The organism is Rhizobium rosettiformans, assembly GCF_016806065.1.
GTDB lineage: Bacteria > Pseudomonadota > Alphaproteobacteria > Rhizobiales > Rhizobiaceae > Allorhizobium.
Genome location: NZ_CP032405.1, coordinates 2,934,502 through 2,955,567 on the forward strand (window position 1 = coordinate 2,934,502; position 21,066 = coordinate 2,955,567).

A 21,066-nucleotide genomic window follows, 5' to 3' on the forward strand; every position below is an offset into this window, starting at 1 on the left:
GGCGCCAATTCATTTCTGTGAAGCATCGTTCAGGCAGACCGATCGTTTGGACGCCTCCGATCTCACTCCGCCGCGATCTTGCCTGCCAGTTCGCGGTTCTTCATCAGCTTGTAGACGATACTGTCCATCAGCGCCTGGAAGGAGGCGTCGATGATGTTCTCGGACACGCCAACCGTCCACCAGCGGGCGCCGGAGGCATCGGTGGACTCGATTAACACGCGGGTGATGGCCTCGGTGCCGCCGTTCAGGATACGGACCTTGTAGTCCGCCAGTTCGAGATCGAGGATTTCCGTCTGGTATTTGCCGAGATCCTTGCGGAGCGCAATGTCGAGGGCGTTGACCGGACCATCGCCTTCCGCAACCGACATCACCATTTCGCCGTCGACCAGCACCTTTACGACGGCTTCCGACACGGTCTTCAGCTTGCCATGGCTGTCGAAACGGCGCTCAACCATGACGCGGAAGCTCTCGACCGCAAAGAAATTGGGCACGGTCCCGAGCGTCTTGAGCGCCAGCAATTCGAAACTCGCATCCGCGCCTTCATAGGCGTAACCCGAGGCCTCGCGCTCTTTGACGATAGAAATCAGCGTGTCGAGCTTCGGATCGTCCTTGGCAACCGTGATGCCGCGACGCTTCAGTTCATTAAGGAAATTTGCCTTGCCGCCTTGATCCGACACCATGACTTTGCGGAAATTGCCGACGCTTTCTGGCTCGACATGCTCGTAGGTCTTGGGGTCCTTGAGGAGCGCCGAGGCATGGATGCCGGCCTTGGTGGCAAAGGCCGAGCCGCCGACATAAGGCGACTGGTGATTGGGCGAACGGTTGAGCAATTCGTCGAAAGCGCGCGACAGACGGGTGAGGCCGACGAGCTTTTCCCGGTCGATCGAGGTCTCGAAGCGCGAGGAATACGTGTCCTTCAGACAGAGCGTCGGGATGATCGTGATGAGGTCGGCATTGCCGCAGCGCTCGCCAATGCCGTTCAGCGTGCCCTGGATCTGCCGCACGCCGGCCTCGACGGCGGCGAGTGAATTGGCAACCGCCTGGCCGGTATCGTTATGCGCGTGGATACCGAGCGAGGAGCCGGGGATGCCCGAGGCTATCACGGCCGAGACAATGTCCCGGATTTCCGGCGGCTGCGTACCGCCATTGGTGTCGCAGAGCACGACCCAGCGAGCCCCGGCCTGATAGGCCTCCTTGGCGCAGGCGATGGCATAATCAGGATTGGCCTTGTAGCCATCGAAGAAATGCTCGCAGTCGACCATGGAAAGCTTGCCCGCTTCGACCACGGCCTTGACGCTATCGCGGATGCTTTCGAGGTTCTCCTCGTTGGTGCAGCCCAGTGCCACCTTCACATGATAGTCCCAGCTTTTCGCAACCAGACAGACGGCATCTGCCTTCGACTGGATGAGTTGGCTGAGGCCCGGATCGTTGGAGGCGGAAATGCCGGCACGCTTGGTCATGCCGAAGGCGACGAAGCCGGCCTTTTGCGTGCGCTTCCTGGAAAAGAACGTCGTGTCCGTCGGGTTTGCGCCGGGATAACCGCCCTCGATGAAGTCGATGCCGAATTCGTCCAGCATCGCCGCGATCGCGATCTTGTCCTCGACGGAAAAATCGATCCCCGGCGTCTGCTGGCCGTCGCGCAGTGTCGTGTCGAACAGGGTGATCTTTTCAAGCGTCATGCTGTTGTCCTTACGAGAACTTCCGCTATGGGGCGTTCACCCCCCTCTGTCACTGCGTGACATCTCCCCCACAAGGGGGGAGAGTAGTGGCCGCGTGCGTTGCGCTCCCCACCTCCCCCTTGAGGGGGTAGGTCGCCGCGAAGCGGCGGGTGGGGGTGAACCACACCGCGAGTTCGACGTGTCGCGACTTTTGTAACCCTCAGCCAGTCACCCCACCCCGGAGTTTCGCTCCGACCCTCCCCCTCAAGGGGAGGGTGGGCCCGAGCCGCAGCGGCAATCCGCTCTCCCCCCTTGTGGGGGAGATGGCCGGCAGGCCAGAGGGGGGTAACCACGGGCGCGAGCATGATCTAGTTCTTCCCCGCAAACCGATCCGTCGCCCGGATCAGCTGGTCGAGGATACCAGGCTCGAGATAGGCGTGGCCCGCCCCCTCGATCAGGTGGAAATCCGCCTTCGGCCAGGCCTTGTGCAATTGCCATGCATACTTCGCCGGGCAGGGCATGTCGTAGCGGCCGTGGATGATCACGCCCGGGATGTCTTTGAGCTTGTAGGCATCGCGCAGGAGCTGACCTTCCTCGAGCCAGCCAGCATGAACGAAGAAGTGGTTTTCGATGCGCGCGAAGGCGAGCGCGAAGTCGGGTTCATAGAAGCGGCCCGTGTAATCCGGGTTCGGCAGGAGCGTGATGGTCTCACCCTCCCAGGAACTCCAGGCAACGGCGCAGCGCAGCTGTTCTTCGCGGTCGGTGCCGGTCAGCCGGCGGCGGTAGGCGGCCATCATCTCGTGGCGCTCATTTTCCGGAATGGGTGCGCAAAAACGCTCCCACTTGTCCGGGAACATCTCGGAGACGCCGAACTGGTAGTACCAGTCGAGCTCGGCCTTGGTCAGCGTATAGATGCCCCGCAGGACCAGTTCGGAGACGCGCTCCGGATGGGTTTCGGCATAGGCGAGCGCCAGTGTCGAGCCCCAGGAACCGCCGAAGACGAGCCAGGTCTCGACGCCCATGAGTTCGCGCAGCCGCTCGATGTCCGCGACCAGATGCCAGGTGGTGTTAGCCTCGATCGAGGCATGCGGTGTGGATTTGCCGCAGCCGCGCTGGTCGAACATCAAGACGTCGTAGAGAGCCGGATCGAAGAGCCGGCGATTGCCGGGACCTGTGGCGCCACCGGGACCGCCATGCAGGAAGACGGCCGGCTTGGCCCCCTTGGTGCCGAAACGCTCCCAATAGATCTGATGCCCGTCGCCGACATCGAGCATGCCGGTCTCGAAGGGTTCGATTTCGGGGTAAACGCCACGCAATTCAGTCGTCATGTCATGTCCTCTTCGGTGGCCAGGCCACCGTATCGTGATCGGGATGCTGCCTAGATGTGGCGGCGATCCCGGCATTGCCCGCCGGAAGGTCCGAACGGTCGGTTTCGTTCTGCGGAAGATTGAAGAGCTTGTCGAAATAGGAAACGCGACTTTCGACGCCGTCTTGCGAAATGGGCTCGGCGATCTCTGGCTTATCGAGGCTGCCGATCGTGACGCTGATATAGGGCGAGCCCTTGGTGCGGAAGAAGAGCGGCGTGCCGCAGTCCTTGCAGAAGCCGCGCCCGCACGGGTCTGATGATTGGAACCAGCTCGGTTCGCCGCGCATCAGGAGAAAATCCTCCTGCCGCGAGCCGGCCAGCGCCATGAAGAAACTGCCGCTCGCCTTCTGGCACATACGGCAGTGACAGATATGCGGGTAACCGAGCTCGCCTGATATCTTGTAGCGGATTGCGCCGCATTGACAGCCACCGGAATGTACCTGTCGGGTCATTGATCATCCTCCGGCGGCCACTGGGCCGTGTCGTGGTCTGGATGCTGAAAACTCTCGATCGAGGCGAAAAAGGCCTCGTATTCGGGGCTCGTATAGACAGGCGTCTCGAACAGCTGATCGATCCAGGGCAGGCGCTGGTGATGGTTGACCTGGATCTGCGGCTCGAAACGCTCCGGATGGTCGAAGGTGCCGATCGCAAGTTCGACGCCCCCGGGATGCTGATAGGTGAGCGGTGTGCCGCACTTGCCGCAGAAGCCGCGCTTCACTTTGGCGGACGAGCGGTAGAGCATCGGCTGCCCGCGCGTCCAGGTCAGATGCGCCTGATCGGCGGTCACAAATGCGCCGAAGAACGAGCCGAACTGCTTCTGGCACATACGGCAATGGCAGATCGACGGCCGCCCAAGCTTCGACGCCTGGAACCGGATCGCGCCGCACTGGCAGCCACCACTCTCGATCTCGCTCATCTCGACGTCCTCATTGCATCGCCATGAAAATCGTGACGCCGATGATCACGGCAGCCACCAGAACGCCCTTGGCGATCAGGCCGTAGAGCAGCCATTTCGGCATTTTGGTGTTGGGTTGAGTCATGCGGTGGCCTCGCGAGTGTGGCGTCACCCCCCTCTGTCCTGCCGGACATCTCCCCCACAGGGGGGGAGAGCGGGAACCCGCCGACCTCGCCTCTGAGATTCAAGGGCCTGGAATTGGTGTGGCACGACGCACGCGGCCCCACTCTCCCCCCTTGTGGGGGACATGGCACGAAGTGACAGAGGGGGGTAATGCGCGCCGCAGCAGACACTGCCATCATCACGACCACCCCTTTCCCGCAACAATCACAATATGCTGGCAAACATTGTCGATGTCCCGCAGCACGTCGTCGTTCCAGAACCGCAGCACCGTCCAGCCATCCTGCTCCAGCCGCCTCGTGCGGGCCGCATCATATGCGATATCGGCATCGTTCCCGTGCCGAGACCCGTCCACCTCCACAATCAGCTTATGATCCGAGCAGGCGAAATCGACGATGAAGCCGGCAATCGGCACCTGTCGGCGAAAGCCAAGGCCCATCAAGCGATGCGCGCGCAGGCAGCCCCAGAGCTTGCGCTCGGCATCTGTCATTTCGTGGCGCATGCGCTTTGCATGGGCGCGCCGTTGCGGTGGAACGGGTGCATGCGGCATGGCAGCTTCCATCACCGGTTTGAACTGGTGGGAAGACTGTCTCTGGTTGTGTGTTCTGGCAAGGGGCTTGGTTGGCGTTGCGTGTGCGGCACCCCCCTCTGTCCTGCCGGACATCTCCCCCACAAGGGGGGAGAGCGGGAACCCGCCGACCTCGCCTCTGAGATTCAAGGGCCTGGAATTGGTGTGGCACGACGCATGCTTCCCCACTCTCCCCCCTTGTGGGGGAGATGTCACGAAGTGACAGAGGGGGGTAATCTGCACCGCAGCCGAAACCATTTTACCGCTTGACCTCCCAGGTCGTCACCCGCTCGCCGGTCTCCTTGTCCTTGCCGTCCTTGAGCTGGATGCCTTTGGCGGCAAGTTCGTCCCGGATCTTGTCCGCTTCGGCAAAATTCTTCGCCTTCAGCATTTCGAGCCGCATGTCGACCAAGGCCTGGACCGCGGCGGAGAGATCGTCGCTGAGTTCTGCCTTCTTCGGCGCAACACCGAGCAAGGCTGCCGAGGCGACAAAGAGCGGCAGCTTCGACGGATCCGCATTCGCCGCCTGCGCGAGTGCATGAATCGCCTGAACGGCCGCAACCGTGTTGAGGTCATCAGAGAGGGCTTCTAGAACGGCTGCATCCGGGGCCACGTCACCGGCATCACCTGCCGGCCACTTTGCCAGCAGACGTTCTGCCTCTTCCAGCCGCTTGACCGAAAAATCGATCGGCTCGCGGTAATGCGTCATCAGCATGGCGAGCCTCAGCACTTCGCCCGGCCACTTCCGCCCGCCGAATTTCTCCGTCGCCAGCAACTCGTTGATCGTGACGAAATTACCCTCCGACTTCGACATCTTCCGGCCTTCGACCTGCAGGAAGCCGTTGTGCATCCACACGGTCGCCATCAGGTCGTTGTCGAAGGCGCAGCAGGACTGGGCGATCTCGTTTTCGTGGTGCGGGAAGATCAGGTCCAGTCCGCCGCCATGGATGTCGAACTGGTGCGGCTTGGCCTTCGCCTTGGGGGACAGGCGATCCTTGATCTCTTCCCAGAGATAGCGGTCGGACATGGCAGAGCATTCGATATGCCAGCCGGGACGCCCATAGATCGGCGTGGTGATCTTCTCGAAGGTGAAGCTCGCCGGCCAGCCTGGCTCTGTGTCAGCGGACTGCTTCCACAGCACGAAATCGGCTGGGTTCATCTTGTGGCTTTCGACCGCGACGCGGGCGCCTGCCTGCTGGTCTTCGAGCTTGCGCTTTGACAGCATGCCGTAATCGGCCATCGAGGCGGTCGAAAACAGCACTTCATGGCCTTCCGAACCGCTGGCGACATAGGCATGGCCCATGTCGAGCAGCCGCTGGATGATCGTGATCATCTGCGGAATGTTGTCGGTGGCGCGTGGCTCGACGGTGGGCTTCAGACAGCCGAGCGAGGCCACGTCCTCGTGGAACTGGCTTTCCGTCTTGCCGGTAACAGCCCGGATCGCCTCGTTGAGGCTCATCGAACCATCGGCGATCTGCCCGCCGAAATCGCGCAACGCCCGCGCGTTGATCTTGTCATCGACGTCGGTGATGTTGCGGACATAGGTCACCTTGTCGGCGCCATAGGTGTGGCGGAGCAGCCGGAAGAGCACATCGAAGACGATGACGGGGCGCGCGTTGCCGATATGGGCAAAGTCGTAGACCGTCGGGCCGCAGACATACATGCGCACATTGTCGGGATCGATCGGCTCGAAGTCGACCTTCTCGCGTGTGAGCGTGTTGTAAAGCTTGAGGCCGCCGGCCATGTGAAACTCCCAGAATGATTGACCCGGCTGGACCGGGTCGTTTGTCATCTGGGGCTATGCAGGAGACGAAAACGGCCAGGCCAGCGAATACGCTAGCGAATAATGATCCCGCAAATGGTGCAGAAGCTCGTTTTCATGCTGGGTGTTATGGCGCGGGTCGTGATTTTGGTCAAGGGCGCTTGCGGCGTCCCGAAACAGGCCACCCGCCAGCTGCCAACTGTGGATAGTCACTCTTCGGGTTAAGTCTTTTTCAAGGTAACTCCCCCAATTCTAGCGTGGTAATCCCCCGCCCTCGGAGATGATCTTCGGCATGGACCACAGCCTGCATCTGCCAACAGTGATGATCGTCCATGCGTTGATCACACTGATATCAACGGTCGTGACGATTTATATGTGGCTGCGAAACCGGGACAGCCGCATCCTGCCGATGCTGGTCGCGGCGGGGCTCGCTGGCTGCACGGCCATGTTTCTGCATTCGGCGCGCAGTTCGCTGCCGCTGTTCTTGTCGTCGGGCGTCGGTCTCGGGCTCGGCGTTTTCGCCGTCGGCCTCTACTGGCAGGCGGTCGTTGTGTTCGAGGGCGGCAAGGCCTCTTTAACAAAGGCCTCCATCGGGCTGATTGTCTGGACGGCGCTCTGGCTGATGCCGGTCGTCTATCAATCGGTAGAGCTGAGAACCACGATTCTTGGCCTCCTGATTGCTGGCTACTGCTTCCTTACGGCGGAAGATATCTTGCGCAAGGCAAAGCGAGAACCGTTGCCGTCCAGGTCGATTGCTGCCGTGGCAAACCTCATTCGAGGCGCGGTTTGGCTGGCGCCGGTGCCGCTGTCGCTCTTTGTCGGGCCGGCCTACGCGGCCGATGGCACGACGGCACCCTGGTTTGCCTATATCGTGCTGGCCAACTCCATGATGATCGTGCTGACGCTCGTCGCTCTGCTGATGCTGGCGAAGGAGCGCGACGAACTCCGTTATCGACTGGCCTCGGAACGGGATCCGCTGACCAATCTCGCCAATCGTCGCACCTTCGTGACGAGTGCCTGCAAGATGCTGCAAGAGCAGGAGGGCGCCAGCCTGCTCTTGCTCGATATCGACCACTTCAAGGTCGTCAACGATACGCACGGCCATGCGGCAGGAGACCAGGTTCTGCTAGCCTTCTCCCGTACCATCGAGCAGCGGATGCCCAAGGGCTGGCTTTTTGCGCGCATCGGCGGCGAAGAGTTTGCCTGTCTGATGCCCCGGATGAGTGCCCAGAAGGCCGTCGCCGTAGCGGAAAACCTGCGGCTTGCCGTGGCCGACATGCTTTTGCCGGCCTCTTCCCCGCTGCGGGTCACGGTCAGCATCGGCGTCAGTGAAGCGAAGGAGCGGGGTGCCGATCTGGACGAGCTTCTCGCCACCGCAGATGCTGCGCTCTACCGAGCGAAGGCTGATGGTCGAAACTGTGTCCGTCTCTATGAACCGGTGGCCTTGCTTGCTGAGACCGGCAATACTCTGGCATTGGCTGTCGAACAGCCTCGCCGGCGTTTGGCGCGCATGCGGCGACGGGCGGGCTGATCAGGCCACCCGGCGCGGCGTCCTCACGATCCCGAGTACGAGCGCGCATCCGACGATGATCACGGCGCCACCCATCAGTTGCAGCACTGTCAGCGGTTCGTCGAGTATCAAAGCCCCAACCAGCACGGCCACGACTGTCACGACGAACTCGACACTGATCGCGGCCGTCGCACCGATGCTTTTGACCAGACCGAAATAGAGCACGTAGGTGAGCGCACTCATCAGGGCTGCCAGCGCCACAAGATAGAGGTAGTCGATCGCAGCAGGCGTCGTGGGAACCGGAACGAACCACAGAAGCGGCAGCGTCAGGATACCACCGGCGATGAAGGAGCCGATCGTGACCTCCCAGGGGCCGGTGCCGGAAAGATATCGGCTCGCATAATTGCTGCCAAAGGCGGCCGAGAAGGTTGAGCCGACCATGGCGGCACAGCCGAGCAGGAAGGCGAAGGTCACGGGAACTGCCGGAAATCCCACCAGCATGATGATGCCGATCGTGCCCAGCGCAAGGCCGAGCACTCGCGCCTGTGTGATCCGCTCCAGTCCCCACAGCTGCGCGATGACCATGGAGAAAAGGGGGATGGATGCGACGAAAATCGCGGCCATCGCCGTGCCGATCAGCGGCGTCGCGTAGGAGAGGCCCACAAGCTGCCCGGCCACAGTGGTTGCACCGACGATCGTGAAAGGCAGCCAGCCTGCACGGAAGTCGAGCCGGCGTCGCATGGCCCTCGCAATCAAGTAAAGCAGGGCGCCGGCAATGAAGCAGCGAAATGTCACCGCGCCGATCCAGCCGAAGGCATCCACCACGTGCAGAAGCAGGACGAACGAAAGCCCCCAGGCCAGAGACAGATAGGCGTAAGCGGCAAAATCTCTGGGCGACATGGATGATCCTGATATGGAATGGCTGCCGGTAGGTAGGAGATCCTGCTCCTACTCCGGCATGCGGTAGTCGACCATCTTGCCTTCGCGAACGATGAAGAGCTTGCCGGTTTCCGTCTGGTCCGGGCCGACGAGCGGCAGAAGCTTGGCGGCAACTTCGGACGGATGCGGCAGAGTGGCTGGATCTTCACCCGGCATGGCCTGGGCGCGCATGGCGGTGCGGGTAGCGCCAGGATCAACGGAGAGCACGCGCAGAGGCAGGCGCTGGGTCTCGGCCGCCCAGGTGCGGGCGAGCGCCTCGACGGCTGCCTTGGAGGCGGAGTAGGGGCCCCAGAACGGACGGCACTTGTGGGCGGCACCCGAGGACAGGATCAGAGCACGACCCTGGTCGGACTTGACGAGAAGCGGCTCGAGCGAGCGGATCAGCCTCCATGTGGCGGTGACGTTGATCGTCATCACCTTGTCGAAGACCTTCGCCTCGACATGGCCGATTGGCGAGATGACACCGAGCACACCGGCATTCAGGACCGCGATGTCGAGCTTGCCCCAGCGCTCGAAGATGTGGCCGCCGAGCTGGTCGATCGCGGCCATGTCCGAGAGGTCGAAGGGCACCAGCGTTGCCGTGCCGCCAACCGCCTTGATGGCGTCATCAAGCTCTTCCAGGCCGCCGACGGTGCGGGCACAGGCAATGACATGCGCGCCGGCCTTGGCAAGTTCGATCGCGGTGAAATAGCCGATGCCCCGCGAGGCGCCGGTGACGAGCGCAAGCCGTCCCTTGAGGTCGATGGTCATGGTCTGTCCTGTATCCCTAGAGCATGTCCGGCTCAAGCCGGATCACATGCTCTATCTCCTTGTTTTAACGCAGTCCGGACGCAAAACCGCTGGCGCACTTTTGCTGGACTTGCTCTGGAGCTCAGCCGTTGGCGGCGAGCATGCTTTCCTTGCGGCCCGGCTTCTCGCTTTCCTTGTCGACGAGGCGCGTCGGATAGTCGCCGGTGAAATAGTGGTCGGTGAATTGCGGGTTGGCCGGATCGCGCGGGGCGCCGCCGACCGCGGTGTAGAGGCCGTCGATCGATAGGAAAGCCAGGGAATCCGCGCCGATATACTTCGCCATCGCCTCGTCGCCGGCATACTGGTTGGCAAGCAGCTTGTCCCGATCCGGCGTATCGATGCCGTAGAAATCCGGATGGAAGATCATCGGCGAGGCGACGCGGATATGCACTTCCTTGGCGCCGGCATCGCGGATCATCTGCACGATCTTCAGCGAGGTCGTGCCGCGTACGATGGAATCGTCGACCAGAACGACGCGCTTGCCCTCGATCATCGCCCGGTTTGCCGAATGCTTGAGTTTGACGCCGAAGGCGCGGATCTGCTGCGTCGGTTCGATGAAGGTACGGCCGACATAGTGGTTGCGGATGATGCCGTATTCGAAGGGTATGCCGCTTTGCTGGGCATAGCCGAGCGCGGCCGGCGTGCCGCCATCCGGCACGGGCACGATAACATCCGCGTCGACAGGAGCCTCCTTGGCGAGGTTCATGCCGGCATTCTTGCGGGTGGTGTAGACGTTTCGGCCGGCAACGACCGAGTCAGGACGGGCGAAATAGACATATTCGAACAGGCAGACCCGTTCTGGCAGGGGACGGGCCGGCATGCGGGACTCGACTGTCACCGAGCCATCGGCCTGCGTTTCGCAGATAATCACTTCGCCGTTCTTCACGTCACGCACGAATTTGGCGCCGATAATGTCGAGCGCACAGGTCTCCGAACAGAAGATCGGCTTGCCATCGAGTTCACCCATGACGAGCGGACGGATGCCGATCGGGTCGCGGGCGGCAATCAGCTTGGTGCGGGTGAGCGCGATCATCGCATAGCCGCCTTCCATCTGGCGGATCGCATCAATGAAGCGGTCGGTGGTCGAGGCATGGCGCGAGCGGGCGATCAGATGCAGCACCACTTCGGTATCCGAGGTCGACTGGCAGATCGCGCCGGTGGCGATGATCTGGCGGCGCAGCGTCAGACCGTTGGTGAAGTTGCCGTTATGGGCGATCGCGATGCCGCCTTCTTCGAGCTCGGCAAAGAGTGGCTGGACGTTGCGGAGCGCAACTTCCCCTGTGGTCGAGTAGCGCGTGTGGCCGATCGCCTGCGGGCCGGGCAGTTTCGCGAGGGTCGCCGGATTGGTGTAGTGGTCGCCAACGAGGCCCATATGCTTTTCGGTGTAGAACTGGCGCCCGTCGAAGGAGACGATGCCGGCTGCCTCCTGGCCGCGATGCTGGAGCGCGTGCAGACCGAGCGCGGTCAGGGTTGCAGCATCTGGATGACCGAGAATGCCGAACACGCCGCATTCCTCGTGGAACTTGTCGTCCTGGCTGCCATAGACGACGTAAGAAGGGCTGATCTGCTTCATGGCGAGGGCCTTTGCTCCGGGGACAGACGCGGGATGCTGCGCTTTGAACAGGGAAGCCGCCGGTCTGTCCCGATCCGGCGGCATCTGTGTCTTGTCTCATGTCGCGCGGCCGAAGCCGCGAGAGGATCAGTTGTTCTGGGCCGGAGCCTGTTCGGGCGCCTGCTCGGCGGGAGCCGTCTCGCCGGCCGCACCGGCTTCCGGTTCGTCGCGGCCGAGGATGCGCTCGCGGATCTGCGGCTCGATGTCTTCCGGCAGGACTGCCTCGAGTTTCTGCACGAGCGAATCGAGGAAAGGCTTGGACTTGGAGTTGTTGACCCAGTCCGGTCGCTGCGGCTCGTTGATCAACCAGTTCCAGAAGGCCACCGCAACGACGAGCAACAGCAGGCCGCGGGCTGCGCCGAAGAGGAAGCCCAGCGTGCGGTCGAGTGCGCCGATGCGACTGTCGATGATGAAGTCGGCAATGCGCGAGGTAATGAACGAAATGATGATCAGCGCGATCAGGAAGATGATGCCGGCAGAGCCTGCCATCGCGATCCGCGGATCATCGGTATAGCTCATCACATAGGGAACGAGCAGGGGATAGAGGTAATAGGCAGCGGCGACCGAACCCGCCCAGCTCGCGATGGACAGCACTTCACGCGAGAAGCCGCGTACCATCGCCAGCACCGCTGAAAACAGAACGACGCCGATGACGATACCGTCGAAAATTGTGATGGGCATAAATACCAACTCCAAGGCTGCCGGAAAAGACCGGCATTGATGTCACCGCGATTCCGCCGGAACGCGTGAAACCACGCGTCGGACCGGATCAACCGTCCTCCTGACCCGTGGGGGCTTTCAGCCGGGAACCGGCGATCCGCGCCACGAGATCGGGAAGGCTGTCCACTTCCCTCCATTTGCCAGCCGAGCCCTTTGGAAGGTCCGGGGAGGCAGCCGGCAAGACCGCAGCGGAGAAACCGAGCTTTTCCGCCTCTTTCAGCCTTTGGGCCGTATGGGCCACCGGCCGCACCGCCCCCGACAGGCTGACTTCGCCGAAATAGACGCAATCGGCCGGAAGGGCAATACCGGCCAGCGACGAAACCAATGCCGAAGCAATCGCCATGTCGGCTGCCGGTTCACTGATCCGGTAGCCGCCGGCGACATTCAGATAGACGTCGTGTTGACCGAGCCTGATCCCGCAATGCGCCTCCAATACCGCCAAAATCATGGCGAGGCGGGACGAATCCCATCCGACGACAGCACGACGCGGGGTGCCGAGCGAGGTTGCGGCCACCAGTGCCTGCACCTCGACCAGAACGGGCCGCGTGCCTTCCATGCCGGCAAAGACGGCAGCACCTGGGGCTTTCTCGTTGCGTTCGCCGAGGAAGAGCTCGGAGGGATTGGCGACTTCGCGCAGACCCTTGTCCGACATTTCGAAGACCCCGATCTCGTCGGTCGGTCCGAAGCGGTTTTTGACCGTGCGTAGGATGCGATAGTGATGGCCGCGATCGCCTTCGAAATAGAGGACGGCATCGACCATGTGCTCCACGACGCGGGGACCGGCGATCTGGCCCTCCTTCGTGACATGCCCGACCAGCACCATGGTCGCACCGGTCTGCTTGGCAAAGCGGATCATCGCCTGGACGCCGGTGCGCACCTGGGTCACGGTCCCCGGCGCACTGTCGGCGGTGTCGCTCCACAGCGTCTGGATCGAATCGATGATCACGAGATCCGGCCGCTTGCCTTCCGAGATGGTGGCGAGGATGTCCTCGACATTGGTTTCGGCGGCGAGCAGCACATCTGTATCGGCAGCACCCAGTCGCTGGGCGCGCAGCCTAACCTGCGCGACAGCCTCTTCGCCCGAGACATAGATCACCCGATGACCACGCCGCGCCAGCGCCGCAGCCGCCTGCATCAGTAGCGTCGATTTGCCGATGCCGGGATCACCGCCGATCAGCACCGCCGAACCGCGTACAAAACCGCCACCGGTGGCGCGATCGAGTTCGCCCATGCCGGTTGGAATGCGTGGCGCTTCCTCGATCTCGCCGGACAGCGAGGTGAGAGTGACGGGACGGCCCTTCTTCGGCGCCTTGCCGGGGCCCGACCCGATCCCGCCCATCGGATCTTCCTCGACGATGGTGTTCCACTCGCCGCATCCATCGCATTTGCCCGCCCAGCGGGAATGCACCGTGCCGCAGTTCTGGCAGATGAATTGAGTCTTAGCTTTGGCCATGAATTACAGGTCGCTTTCGGGGAAATCGTCTGGGGAGATGTTCTGACGGCCGTGCTTCACACGAAGGACGGTTATCGTCTCGTCGGACACACGAATGAAGAACCGGCGCTCCTTGAACGTGAAGGCACGAATATCGTCACGCAAATGGTCCGTCTTTGTCCCGGTAAGACCGAGTTGCGCCAATGCTTCGATCTTCTGGTAGAGTCCAGTGACGAATGCATCCGCCAAGGCAGGATCGAATTGGGCTATGTAGGAATAAATCGAACGGAGATCGTCTCTGGCGGTGGTGGTCCACTTCACCTTACGGCTGGTGGGCATCGATCAGACCGCGTTTGATGTCCGCGAGCAGATCCTCCGCGTTCTCGTAGGTGTGAACTCGACCGGCCTCGACATCATCAAGCCCCTCCTGAATAAACTGACGAAGTTCGGCATCGTCCCGTTCACGCAGCAGTTCCAGACCGGCAGCAACCACCGCATCGACTGTCTCATAGACGCCGGAACTAAGTTGCTCCGCCACGAACTCCGCGTCTCTGGCGCTCAATTGAATGCGCTGCATCGTCTGAACTCCATTCTGAACAAGACCGACAGGGCTGGAACAATAGCAGAACAAATCCCTCCGCGCCAGACCTCAGTCTTCTCCCTCCAGATAGATCCGCTCATAGCGCAGCCCGAGCCCGGTAAGCATTTCGTAGCCGATCGTGCCGGCAGCGCGGGCGACGTCATCGAGAGGCATGGAGGGGCCGAGGAGTTCGATATAGTCGCCGCTGCGCACGGCATTTTCGGACAGATCGGTGACGTCGAAGATGGTGAGGTCCATCGTCACCCGCCCAACGACAGGAACGCGTTTGTCACCAATCACGCCCTCGGCGCCGGGGAAACCAGTGTCGCGCAGGGCAATCCCCGAGCCGGACAGATTGCGCAGATAACCATCCGCATAACCGACGCTGGCGACCGCAAGTCGGCTGTCGCGGGACAGCAGATGGGTCGCACCGTAGGAGACGCTTTCGCCGGCCTTGGCGTCGCGGATCTGCAGAATGCGCGCCTCGGCCTTGACGACCGGCTGCATCGGGTTTCTGGCGCCGTTCACTGCCTCGCCGCCGTAAAGCGCGATGCCGGGCCGGGTGAGGTCGAAGTGGTAATCCGAGCCGAGGAAGATGCCGGCCGAGGCCGATAGACTGGAATCAACACCTTCGAAAGCCTCACTAACCTCTTGGAATTTCTCGAGCTGCCTCCGGTTCATCGGCGAGGTTGGATCGTCGCCACAGGCGAGATGGCTCATCACGAGAACCGGGTCGAGGCTTGCCGGACGCGAGACGTCGTCGACAAGCGCCATCGCATCGGCCATCGGTAGTCCCAGCCGGTTGAAACCGGTATCGACATGAAGGGCGCAAGGGTAGGGGCCGCGCTCGGTGAGCACGGCCATCCAGAAGGCGAGCTGCTCCTCGGACGCGATGACCGGGACCAGGTCGTTCTCGAAGAAGATTTCTTCCTGACCGGGCCAGATACCCGAGAGCACGAAGATGCGGGCTTCAGGGGCATAGGGGCGCAATGTCGCCCCTTCGGCCGGCACGGCGACGAAGAAATCGCGGGCGCCCGCCCTGTAGAGCGTTTGCCCCACATCCTCGATCCCGAGGCCATAGGCATCCGCCTTGACGACGGCCGCCGCCCGCGCCTTGCCCGATCGCCGCGCCATCTCGCGCCAGTTGTCGGCAATGGCCGAGAGGTCAGTGGTCAGGCGCAGCGGTGCCGAAAGAAACTCCTCCGGCGCATCGAGGATGGTGAAACGGTCTGTCATGAAGGCTTCGGGTCGGTTGATCGGACGGCCGACCCTAGCACTTTTCTTCAAGACGAAAATGCGGAGGCCCGATATTATGCTGCTATGCACAGTGTTTCGCAGCAGGAGGCCGCCGAGGCCAATCCGGTCTCACGCAAGGAGCGAACCCGCTTCTGGCGGGACGGGCGCTTCCGCGACATGGAGTGCCTCACCGCCTCCTTCATCACCCATGAATTCTCGCCCCATTCGCACGACACCTTCTCGATCGGTGCGATCGAAGTCGGCTGCCAAGTGGCAAACATCCGTGGCACGCGCGAACATACGGGCCCTGGCGCTCTCTACCTCATCAATCCCGGTGAGATCCATGACGGTCAGCCGGGCGCGCCGGATGGTTATCGCTACCGGATGATCTATCCCGAGGTGGCACTGCTGACCGACATCATTGAGGACGTGACCGGCCGCGCCTTCCACGGCATGCCGAGCTTCGGGCGACAGCTCCTGACGGATCCGGAACTCGCCAAGGCCTTCAACCTCGCCCATCGCCGGATCGAAAGCGGTGAGGTTGCGGCCCTCGAAGGTGAAGAGAGCATGTATTGTGTTCTCGCAACGATGTTCGCCCACCATGGCCACGAGATCATCCGTGCGCCCGATCACAACGAGCCGCTCGCCATGCGCCGCGTCCGCGATCATATCGCTGCCCACTTCGATGAGGAGATCGGCCTCGAGACGTTGGCGAAAGTGGCAAACCTCAGCCGTGCCCACATGATCCGCGCCTTCCGCAAGCAGTATTTCATCACCCCACATGCCTTCCAGACCGATATGCGGATCCGCCACGCGCGTCATCTGCTCCGATCAGGCGCCACCCCATCGGACACCGCTGCTGCCTGCGGTTTTGCCGACCAGGCGCATATGACCCGGCAGTTCAAGGCGCGCACGGGCCTCACCCCTGCTGTCTTTCGTGCCGGCTGATCACTTTCCTTCAAGACCCTGGACGACTGAGGCCTTATCCCGGCGTGACACTCGCGTGAGGGACCATGCATGCCACCCAAAGTCACCGCCGAAATCCGTCAGGGTTTCCGATCGATTCTGCCGCTCACTGTCGCCGTTGTGCCGATCGGTCTCGTCTTCGGTGCTGTCGCCGCCACCAAAGGGCTCTCGGCGCTGGAGGCCCTTCTGATGAGCGCCCTGGTCTTTGCCGGCGGTTCGCAGTTTGTCGCGATGGATCTCTGGAGCCACCCCGCGAGCATCGCAGCACTCGGCATGGCGGCCCTGCTCGTCAATGTCAGGCATGTGCTGATGGGCGCGTCGATCTCACGCCACATGGCGGCGTTCTCGCTCCGGCAGAAGATCATTTCCATGCTCTTCCTCGCCGATGAGATCTGGGCCGTCGCCGAATTCCATGCTCGGGATCATCTGTTGACGCCGGCCTGGTTCGTCGGTGCCGCCTTGCCCTTCTATGCTGCCTGGGTGCTGTCAGGGCTGGTTGGCGCCTCGCTCGGAGGCCTCGTCGGCGATCCTGCCGTGATCGCCATGGACTTCGTCTTTCCCGCTGTCTTCGTGATCCTCATCGCCGGCTTCTGGCGCGGCCCACGCACCGGTCTGATCCTCGTCGGCAGCGGTATCAGCGCCTTGCTGGTTCACCAGTCCGTTCCGGGTGTCTGGTACATCCTCGCCGGCGCGCTCGGGGGTGTCGCCGTCGCGGTGGTTTCTTCGCTGCGCGGGGAGGCGAGGGCATGACGATCGACATGAACACGCTGCTTGCGATCCTCGCCATGGCGGCCGCAACGATTGCGACGCGTCAGGCGGGATTGCTGGTCGGTCGGCTCCTGCAACTGTCGCCGCAAGCCAAAGAGAGCCTGGCAGCGATCCCGCCCTCGGTGCTGATGGCTGTGGTGACGCCGACTGCCTTTGCCACCGGCTGGGCGGAGACCGCGGGCTGTGCGGTGGTGGCCTTCTCCGCAACCCGCCTGCCGCTTCTGCCAGCCGCTGCCGCCGGCGTCGTGACCGTTGCCACCTTGAGGGCTGCAGATCTCTAGCCATGGAAAGGAAAGGGCGCCTCTCGGGCGCCCTTCGAATTCACGGTTCTTCGTATTGGATGAAACTCGGTTCGGCCAGATCCGCAAAGCGAGTGAATTCCGACTGGAAGGCGAGCTTGACGGTGCCGGTCGGTCCGTGACGCTGCTTGGCGATGATGACGTCGGCCGTACCCTTGACCTTCTCCATATGCGCTTCCCATTCCGGATACTTCGGATCGGCGATGTCGCGGGGCTCGAGATTCTTCACATAGTATTCCTCGCGGAACACGAAGAGCACCACGTCGGCGTCCTGCTCGATCGAGCCCGATTCGCGAAGGTCGGAGAGCTGCGGGCGCTTGTCTTCGCGGTTTTCGACCTGACGGGAGAGCTGCGAGAGCGCCACGATCGGCACGTTCAGTTCCTTGCCCAGCGATTTCAAGCCCGTGGTGATCTGGGTGATTTCCTGCACGCGGTTTTCGCCCGATTTGCCGGAGCCGGTCATCAGCTGGATATAGTCGATGACCAGGAAGTCGAGACCGCGCTGACGCTTCAGACGACGGGCACGGGCCGCGAGCTGGGCGATCGAGATACCACCGGTCTGGTCGATGAACAGCGGCACCTTCTGCATGGTCTGGGAAAAGCCGACCAGTTTTTCGAATTCGTGCTCGGTGATGTCACCGCGACGGATCTTTGAGGAAGAGACTTCCGTCTGCTCGGACATGATACGGGTGGCCAGCTGTTCGGCCGACATTTCGAGCGAGTAGAAGCCGACCACACCACCATTCTTGGCCTTGAAGGAGCCGTCGGCCAGGACTTCCGGCTCGTAAGCCGCCGCAATGTTCCAGGCGATGTTGGTGGCAAGCGAGGTCTTGCCCATACCCGGACGGCCGGCGAGCACGATCAAGTCGGAACGCTGCAGACCGCCCATCTTGGCATCGAGCGACATGATGCCGGTGGAGACGCCCGAGAGGTTGCCGTCACGCTCGAAAGCAGCCCCTGCCATGTCGACGGCCTGGGCAACCGCATCCGAGAAGGACTGGAAGCCCCCGTCGTAACGGCCGTTTTCGGCGAGCGCGAACAGACGGCGTTCCGTGTCTTCGATCTGCGCCTGCGGCGGCATGTCGAGCGGCGCGTCATAGGCGATGTTGACGACATCTTCACCGATCTGGATCAGCGAGCGACGCAATGCGAGGTCGTAGATCGCTCGACCATAGTCTTCCGCATTGATGATGGTGACGGCTTCGGAAGCGAGGCGCGCGAGATATTGCGCGACGGTCAGGTCGCCGACCTTCTGGTCGGCCGGCAGGAAGGTCTTGATCGTGACCGGGTTTGCCGTCTTGCCCATACGGATGATCTCGGAGGCCACCTCGAAGATCTTCCGATGCAGGGGCTCGTAGAGATGCTCGGGCTTCAGGAAGTCCGAAACGCGATAGAAGGCATCGTTGTTGACGAGAATGGCGCCAAGCAGGGCCTGTTCGGCTTCGATATTGTTCGGAGCCTCCCGATAGAGCGGCTCAGCCGCTTGGACCGGGCTCAGTTTGCGCGCAGCATCATTCATTCGTTCGCATCCGTTCAGTGTGTCGGCGGTGGCTGCACCATAGCGAGAACTTCGGCCAGCGGAATGGCCCGCACAGCAACCCACATTGATTCACAGGCGGCCAATCGCGACTTTAGAAAAAGCTGAGCAATCCGATCTTTTCGGTTGACTGTGACATCAGCCGAATCGGCGAGCTGGAGTGTTCATTTTAACAGAGCGCGAACGAAAAACGCCCGGAAAAATCCGGGCGTTCCGTCTCCGCGATGGCGGAAAAATCAGTCGTCTTCGCCGTCCATGTCTGCGTCCGGATCGAAGAAGTCTTCCGGACGAAGAGCGTCTTCGTCAACGCCGTAGATGGCGTCGGCCGAGGTCAGGCTTTCGCCCTTGGCCTGGCGCTCGGCTTCTTCAGCCGAACGGGCAACGTTGAGCTCGACGGACAGTTCGACTTCAGCATGCAGGTGCAGGGTGACCTGGTGGATGCCGATGGCCTTGATCGGGGTGTTCAGTTCAACCTGGTTGCGGCCGATGTTGAAGCCTTCGGCGCCCAGGATTTCGACGACGTCACGAGCCGCGACCGAACCGTAGAGCTGGCCGGTTTCGCCAGCCGAACGGACGACGATGAAGGACTTGCCGGAGAGAGCGTCGGCAACGGTCTGGGCTTCCGACTTGCGCTCGAGGTTGCGGGCTTCGAGCGTTGCGCGCTCGGCTTCGAAACGCTTCTTGTTGGCTTCGTTGGCGCGCAGCGCCTTGCCCTGCGGCAGCAGGTAGTTACGAGCGAAGCCGTCGCGAACCTTTACGGTTTCGCCCATCTGGCCGAGCTTTGCGATGCGTTCGAGGAGAATGACCTGCATTGTCGTGTTCCTTTCAGTGTCAATCAGTTTCGGAATGGTCTTTGTCGGCCTTGGCGGCCGGCGTCAGGGCAACGGTCCGTCGGGTGTCCGAGAGGCCGATGATGAGGGGGATCATGAGCGGCAAGAGCATGATCGAAGAGAGATAGGCGAGGATGAGGGCCGGCAGACGCCAGTCCTTGCCCCGCGTCTTGAGATGCATGGAGGCAAAGCCAGCCATCAGGAAGCCCGCGCCGAAGGTGCCGCAGACAACAGCGCCGATCATCGCAGGCACACCACCCAGGAAGCAGGCGATGATGCCAGCGAGGAAGATGAAGACAGTGTTACGGTTCATCCGGAGCGCCGACGGAAAGTCCTCGCGCGGACGCTTGTTGCGGCCGGAAGCCGTGACGATGCGCATGGCGATGTAATACATCATCGTCAGCAGCAGAACCCAGGTGCCGCCCTGGATGATCGGCAGCAGGATGACCATGGTGCGCTTCAACTGCTCGAGCGCCACGGCATCGGGCATCATCGCCGGATCCTGCGTGCTCATCGCCTGCGTCATCGCGTCAACAAGCTGGCCCGTGAATTCCGGACCAAAGCCAATGATCACACCCAGCACGACGACGGCGATCGACACGAAAGCACAGAGCTGGAGAAGAATGTCGGAAAGCGGATACCAAGCCATCAGGTGGTCGGGGCCACCGATTTCAGACGCGGGGCGCGCCAGGCTCGACAGATGCGCGAGCCAGCCGGCCGGCGCCAGCGTGAAGATCGCCATGCCGAAGGCGAACATCGGCGAGACGCTGACCATGCCGAGCAGGGCGGCCGTCACGATCGCGGTGATGGCGGCGGCATTGCCCCAGCCGAGGCCGACGATCAGAACGGGAAGCGCAGAAGCCGCATAGAGAATGGAGGCAAGCGTCGGCTGCGCCGCAGCGCCCAGCACGAGCAAAGCGGCGGTAATGCCGGCAACAAAGCCGGTCGTCAGCGATTTCGCATCCAGTTTGTTCAACGTCGCTGTCCTGCTGTTTTAGCAGTTAGGGGAAGGGCTCGAGCGATCTCGCAAAAGCATCCCCAACATGGGATTTCACCTGATGTCGCGGGAGCGCGCCATCTGGCAGTCGGTTCCGATCCGCGCCCAACGCGGAAGGGATGAAGCCCGCCGACAATGTCGGCAGGCTCCGTATCGGATTACGCTACGACGTAAGGCAGCAGGCCGAGGAAACGGGCGCGCTTGATGGCCTGGGCCAGTTCGCGCTGCTTCTTCTGGGAAACTGCGGTGATACGCGAAGGAACGATCTTGCCGCGCTCGGAAATGTAGCGCTGCAGGAGACGGACGTCCTTGTAGTCGATGCGCGGAGCGTTTGCGCCCGAGAAGGGGCAAGTCTTGCGACGACGATGGAAAGGACGGCGGGCCTGAGAAGAGGATGCATCAGCCATTGTGTGTTCTCCTAT

22 protein-coding genes are annotated in these 21,066 nt (G+C 62.1%); 4 read left to right on the forward strand and 18 right to left on the reverse strand.

Features of this window, described 5'->3' with window-relative positions; all coding sequences use genetic code 11:
- Positions 1–62: 62 nt before the first annotated feature.
- The 6 genes from cimA to cysS all read right to left on the reverse strand — a co-directional run bounded on the left by cimA (position 63) and on the right by cysS (position 6,411).
- Positions 63–1,679, reverse strand: coding sequence for a citramalate synthase (gene cimA / locus D4A92_RS14330; RefSeq protein WP_203014415.1), 1,617 nt, complete (start codon positions 1,677–1,679; stop codon positions 63–65).
- A gap of 347 nt (positions 1,680–2,026) precedes the next feature.
- Positions 2,027–2,986 carry a prolyl aminopeptidase gene (gene pip / locus D4A92_RS14335; protein WP_203014418.1) on the reverse strand — a complete coding sequence of 320 codons (960 nt, stop codon included), beginning with the start codon at positions 2,984–2,986 and terminating at the stop codon, positions 2,027–2,029.
- Position 2,987: 1 nt separating this feature from the next.
- Complete coding sequence (locus D4A92_RS14340) at positions 2,988–3,476, reverse strand: GFA family protein (protein ID WP_203014434.1); 489 nt, start codon at positions 3,474–3,476, stop codon at positions 2,988–2,990.
- Complete coding sequence (locus D4A92_RS14345; RefSeq protein ID WP_203014437.1) at positions 3,473–3,940, reverse strand: GFA family protein; 468 nt, start codon at positions 3,938–3,940, stop codon at positions 3,473–3,475. The genes D4A92_RS14340 and D4A92_RS14345 overlap by 4 nt, the downstream gene beginning before the upstream one ends.
- A 340-nt stretch (positions 3,941–4,280) precedes the next feature.
- Positions 4,281–4,649, reverse strand: a complete 369-nt coding sequence (locus D4A92_RS14350) for an endonuclease domain-containing protein (protein WP_203014439.1) — start codon at positions 4,647–4,649, stop codon at positions 4,281–4,283.
- Positions 4,650–4,926: 277 nt separating this feature from the next.
- Entirely contained in the window at positions 4,927–6,411 is a 1,485-nt protein-coding gene (cysS, locus tag D4A92_RS14355) for a cysteine--tRNA ligase (protein ID WP_203014442.1), read from the reverse strand.
- A gap of 310 nt (positions 6,412–6,721) precedes the next feature.
- Here cysS and D4A92_RS14360 point away from each other — a divergent pair, with 310 nt between their 5' ends.
- Positions 6,722–7,960, forward strand: coding sequence for a GGDEF domain-containing protein (locus D4A92_RS14360; protein WP_203014445.1), 1,239 nt, complete (start codon positions 6,722–6,724; stop codon positions 7,958–7,960).
- Here the strand turns inward: D4A92_RS14360 and D4A92_RS14365 are convergent, their stop codons facing one another.
- From D4A92_RS14365 to alr, 8 genes are all read right to left on the reverse strand, one after another.
- Positions 7,961–8,839, reverse strand: coding sequence for a DMT family transporter (locus D4A92_RS14365; protein ID WP_203014447.1), 879 nt, complete (start codon positions 8,837–8,839; stop codon positions 7,961–7,963).
- A gap of 48 nt (positions 8,840–8,887) precedes the next feature.
- Complete coding sequence (locus D4A92_RS14370; RefSeq protein WP_203014462.1) at positions 8,888–9,628, reverse strand: SDR family NAD(P)-dependent oxidoreductase; 741 nt, start codon at positions 9,626–9,628, stop codon at positions 8,888–8,890.
- Between the two features lie 121 nt (positions 9,629–9,749).
- Positions 9,750–11,240 (reverse strand): amidophosphoribosyltransferase, encoded by a 1,491-nt coding sequence (gene purF / locus D4A92_RS14375; RefSeq protein ID WP_203014465.1) that lies wholly within the window; start codon positions 11,238–11,240, stop codon positions 9,750–9,752.
- A 126-nt stretch (positions 11,241–11,366) separates the two neighbouring features.
- Positions 11,367–11,960, reverse strand: coding sequence for a CvpA family protein (locus D4A92_RS14380; RefSeq protein WP_006727416.1), 594 nt, complete (start codon positions 11,958–11,960; stop codon positions 11,367–11,369).
- Between the two features lie 88 nt (positions 11,961–12,048).
- Positions 12,049–13,452 (reverse strand): DNA repair protein RadA, encoded by a 1,404-nt coding sequence (gene radA / locus D4A92_RS14385; protein WP_054150494.1) that lies wholly within the window; start codon positions 13,450–13,452, stop codon positions 12,049–12,051.
- 3 nt (positions 13,453–13,455) lie between these two features.
- A complete protein-coding gene (locus D4A92_RS14390; RefSeq protein WP_203014468.1) occupies positions 13,456–13,770 on the reverse strand; it encodes a type II toxin-antitoxin system RelE/ParE family toxin in 315 nt (104 codons plus the stop codon).
- Positions 13,754–14,008, reverse strand: a complete 255-nt coding sequence (locus D4A92_RS14395; RefSeq protein WP_203014470.1) for a ribbon-helix-helix domain-containing protein — start codon at positions 14,006–14,008, stop codon at positions 13,754–13,756. The genes D4A92_RS14390 and D4A92_RS14395 overlap by 17 nt, the downstream gene beginning before the upstream one ends.
- Before the next feature lie 72 nt (positions 14,009–14,080).
- Complete coding sequence (gene alr / locus D4A92_RS14400) at positions 14,081–15,247, reverse strand: alanine racemase (protein ID WP_203014499.1); 1,167 nt, start codon at positions 15,245–15,247, stop codon at positions 14,081–14,083.
- A gap of 84 nt (positions 15,248–15,331) precedes the next feature.
- Between alr and D4A92_RS14405 the strand changes: the two genes are divergently transcribed.
- From D4A92_RS14405 to D4A92_RS14415, 3 genes are all read left to right on the forward strand, one after another.
- Positions 15,332–16,195: an AraC family transcriptional regulator gene (locus D4A92_RS14405; protein WP_203014502.1), complete on the forward strand. Its 864-nt coding sequence runs from the start codon at positions 15,332–15,334 to the stop codon at positions 16,193–16,195.
- A 69-nt stretch (positions 16,196–16,264) separates the two neighbouring features.
- Positions 16,265–16,963 (forward strand): AzlC family ABC transporter permease, encoded by a 699-nt coding sequence (locus D4A92_RS14410; protein ID WP_203014505.1) that lies wholly within the window; start codon positions 16,265–16,267, stop codon positions 16,961–16,963.
- A complete protein-coding gene (locus D4A92_RS14415) occupies positions 16,960–17,262 on the forward strand; it encodes an AzlD domain-containing protein (RefSeq protein WP_203014517.1) in 303 nt (100 codons plus the stop codon). The genes D4A92_RS14410 and D4A92_RS14415 overlap by 4 nt, the downstream gene beginning before the upstream one ends.
- Positions 17,263–17,302: 40 nt before the next feature.
- Here the strand turns inward: D4A92_RS14415 and D4A92_RS14420 are convergent, their stop codons facing one another.
- The 4 genes from D4A92_RS14420 to rpsR form a co-directional block, all read right to left on the reverse strand.
- Positions 17,303–18,799, reverse strand: a complete 1,497-nt coding sequence (locus tag D4A92_RS14420; protein WP_203014519.1) for a replicative DNA helicase — start codon at positions 18,797–18,799, stop codon at positions 17,303–17,305.
- Between the two features lie 254 nt (positions 18,800–19,053).
- Positions 19,054–19,629: a 50S ribosomal protein L9 gene (gene rplI / locus D4A92_RS14425; RefSeq protein WP_203014522.1), complete on the reverse strand. Its 576-nt coding sequence runs from the start codon at positions 19,627–19,629 to the stop codon at positions 19,054–19,056.
- Between the two features lie 19 nt (positions 19,630–19,648).
- Positions 19,649–20,623, reverse strand: a complete 975-nt coding sequence (locus D4A92_RS14430) for a DUF2232 domain-containing protein (protein ID WP_203014524.1) — start codon at positions 20,621–20,623, stop codon at positions 19,649–19,651.
- Positions 20,624–20,802: 179 nt separating this feature from the next.
- Positions 20,803–21,051, reverse strand: coding sequence for a 30S ribosomal protein S18 (rpsR, locus tag D4A92_RS14435; RefSeq protein WP_006727431.1), 249 nt, complete (start codon positions 21,049–21,051; stop codon positions 20,803–20,805).
- Between the last annotated feature and the right edge of the window lie 15 nt (positions 21,052–21,066).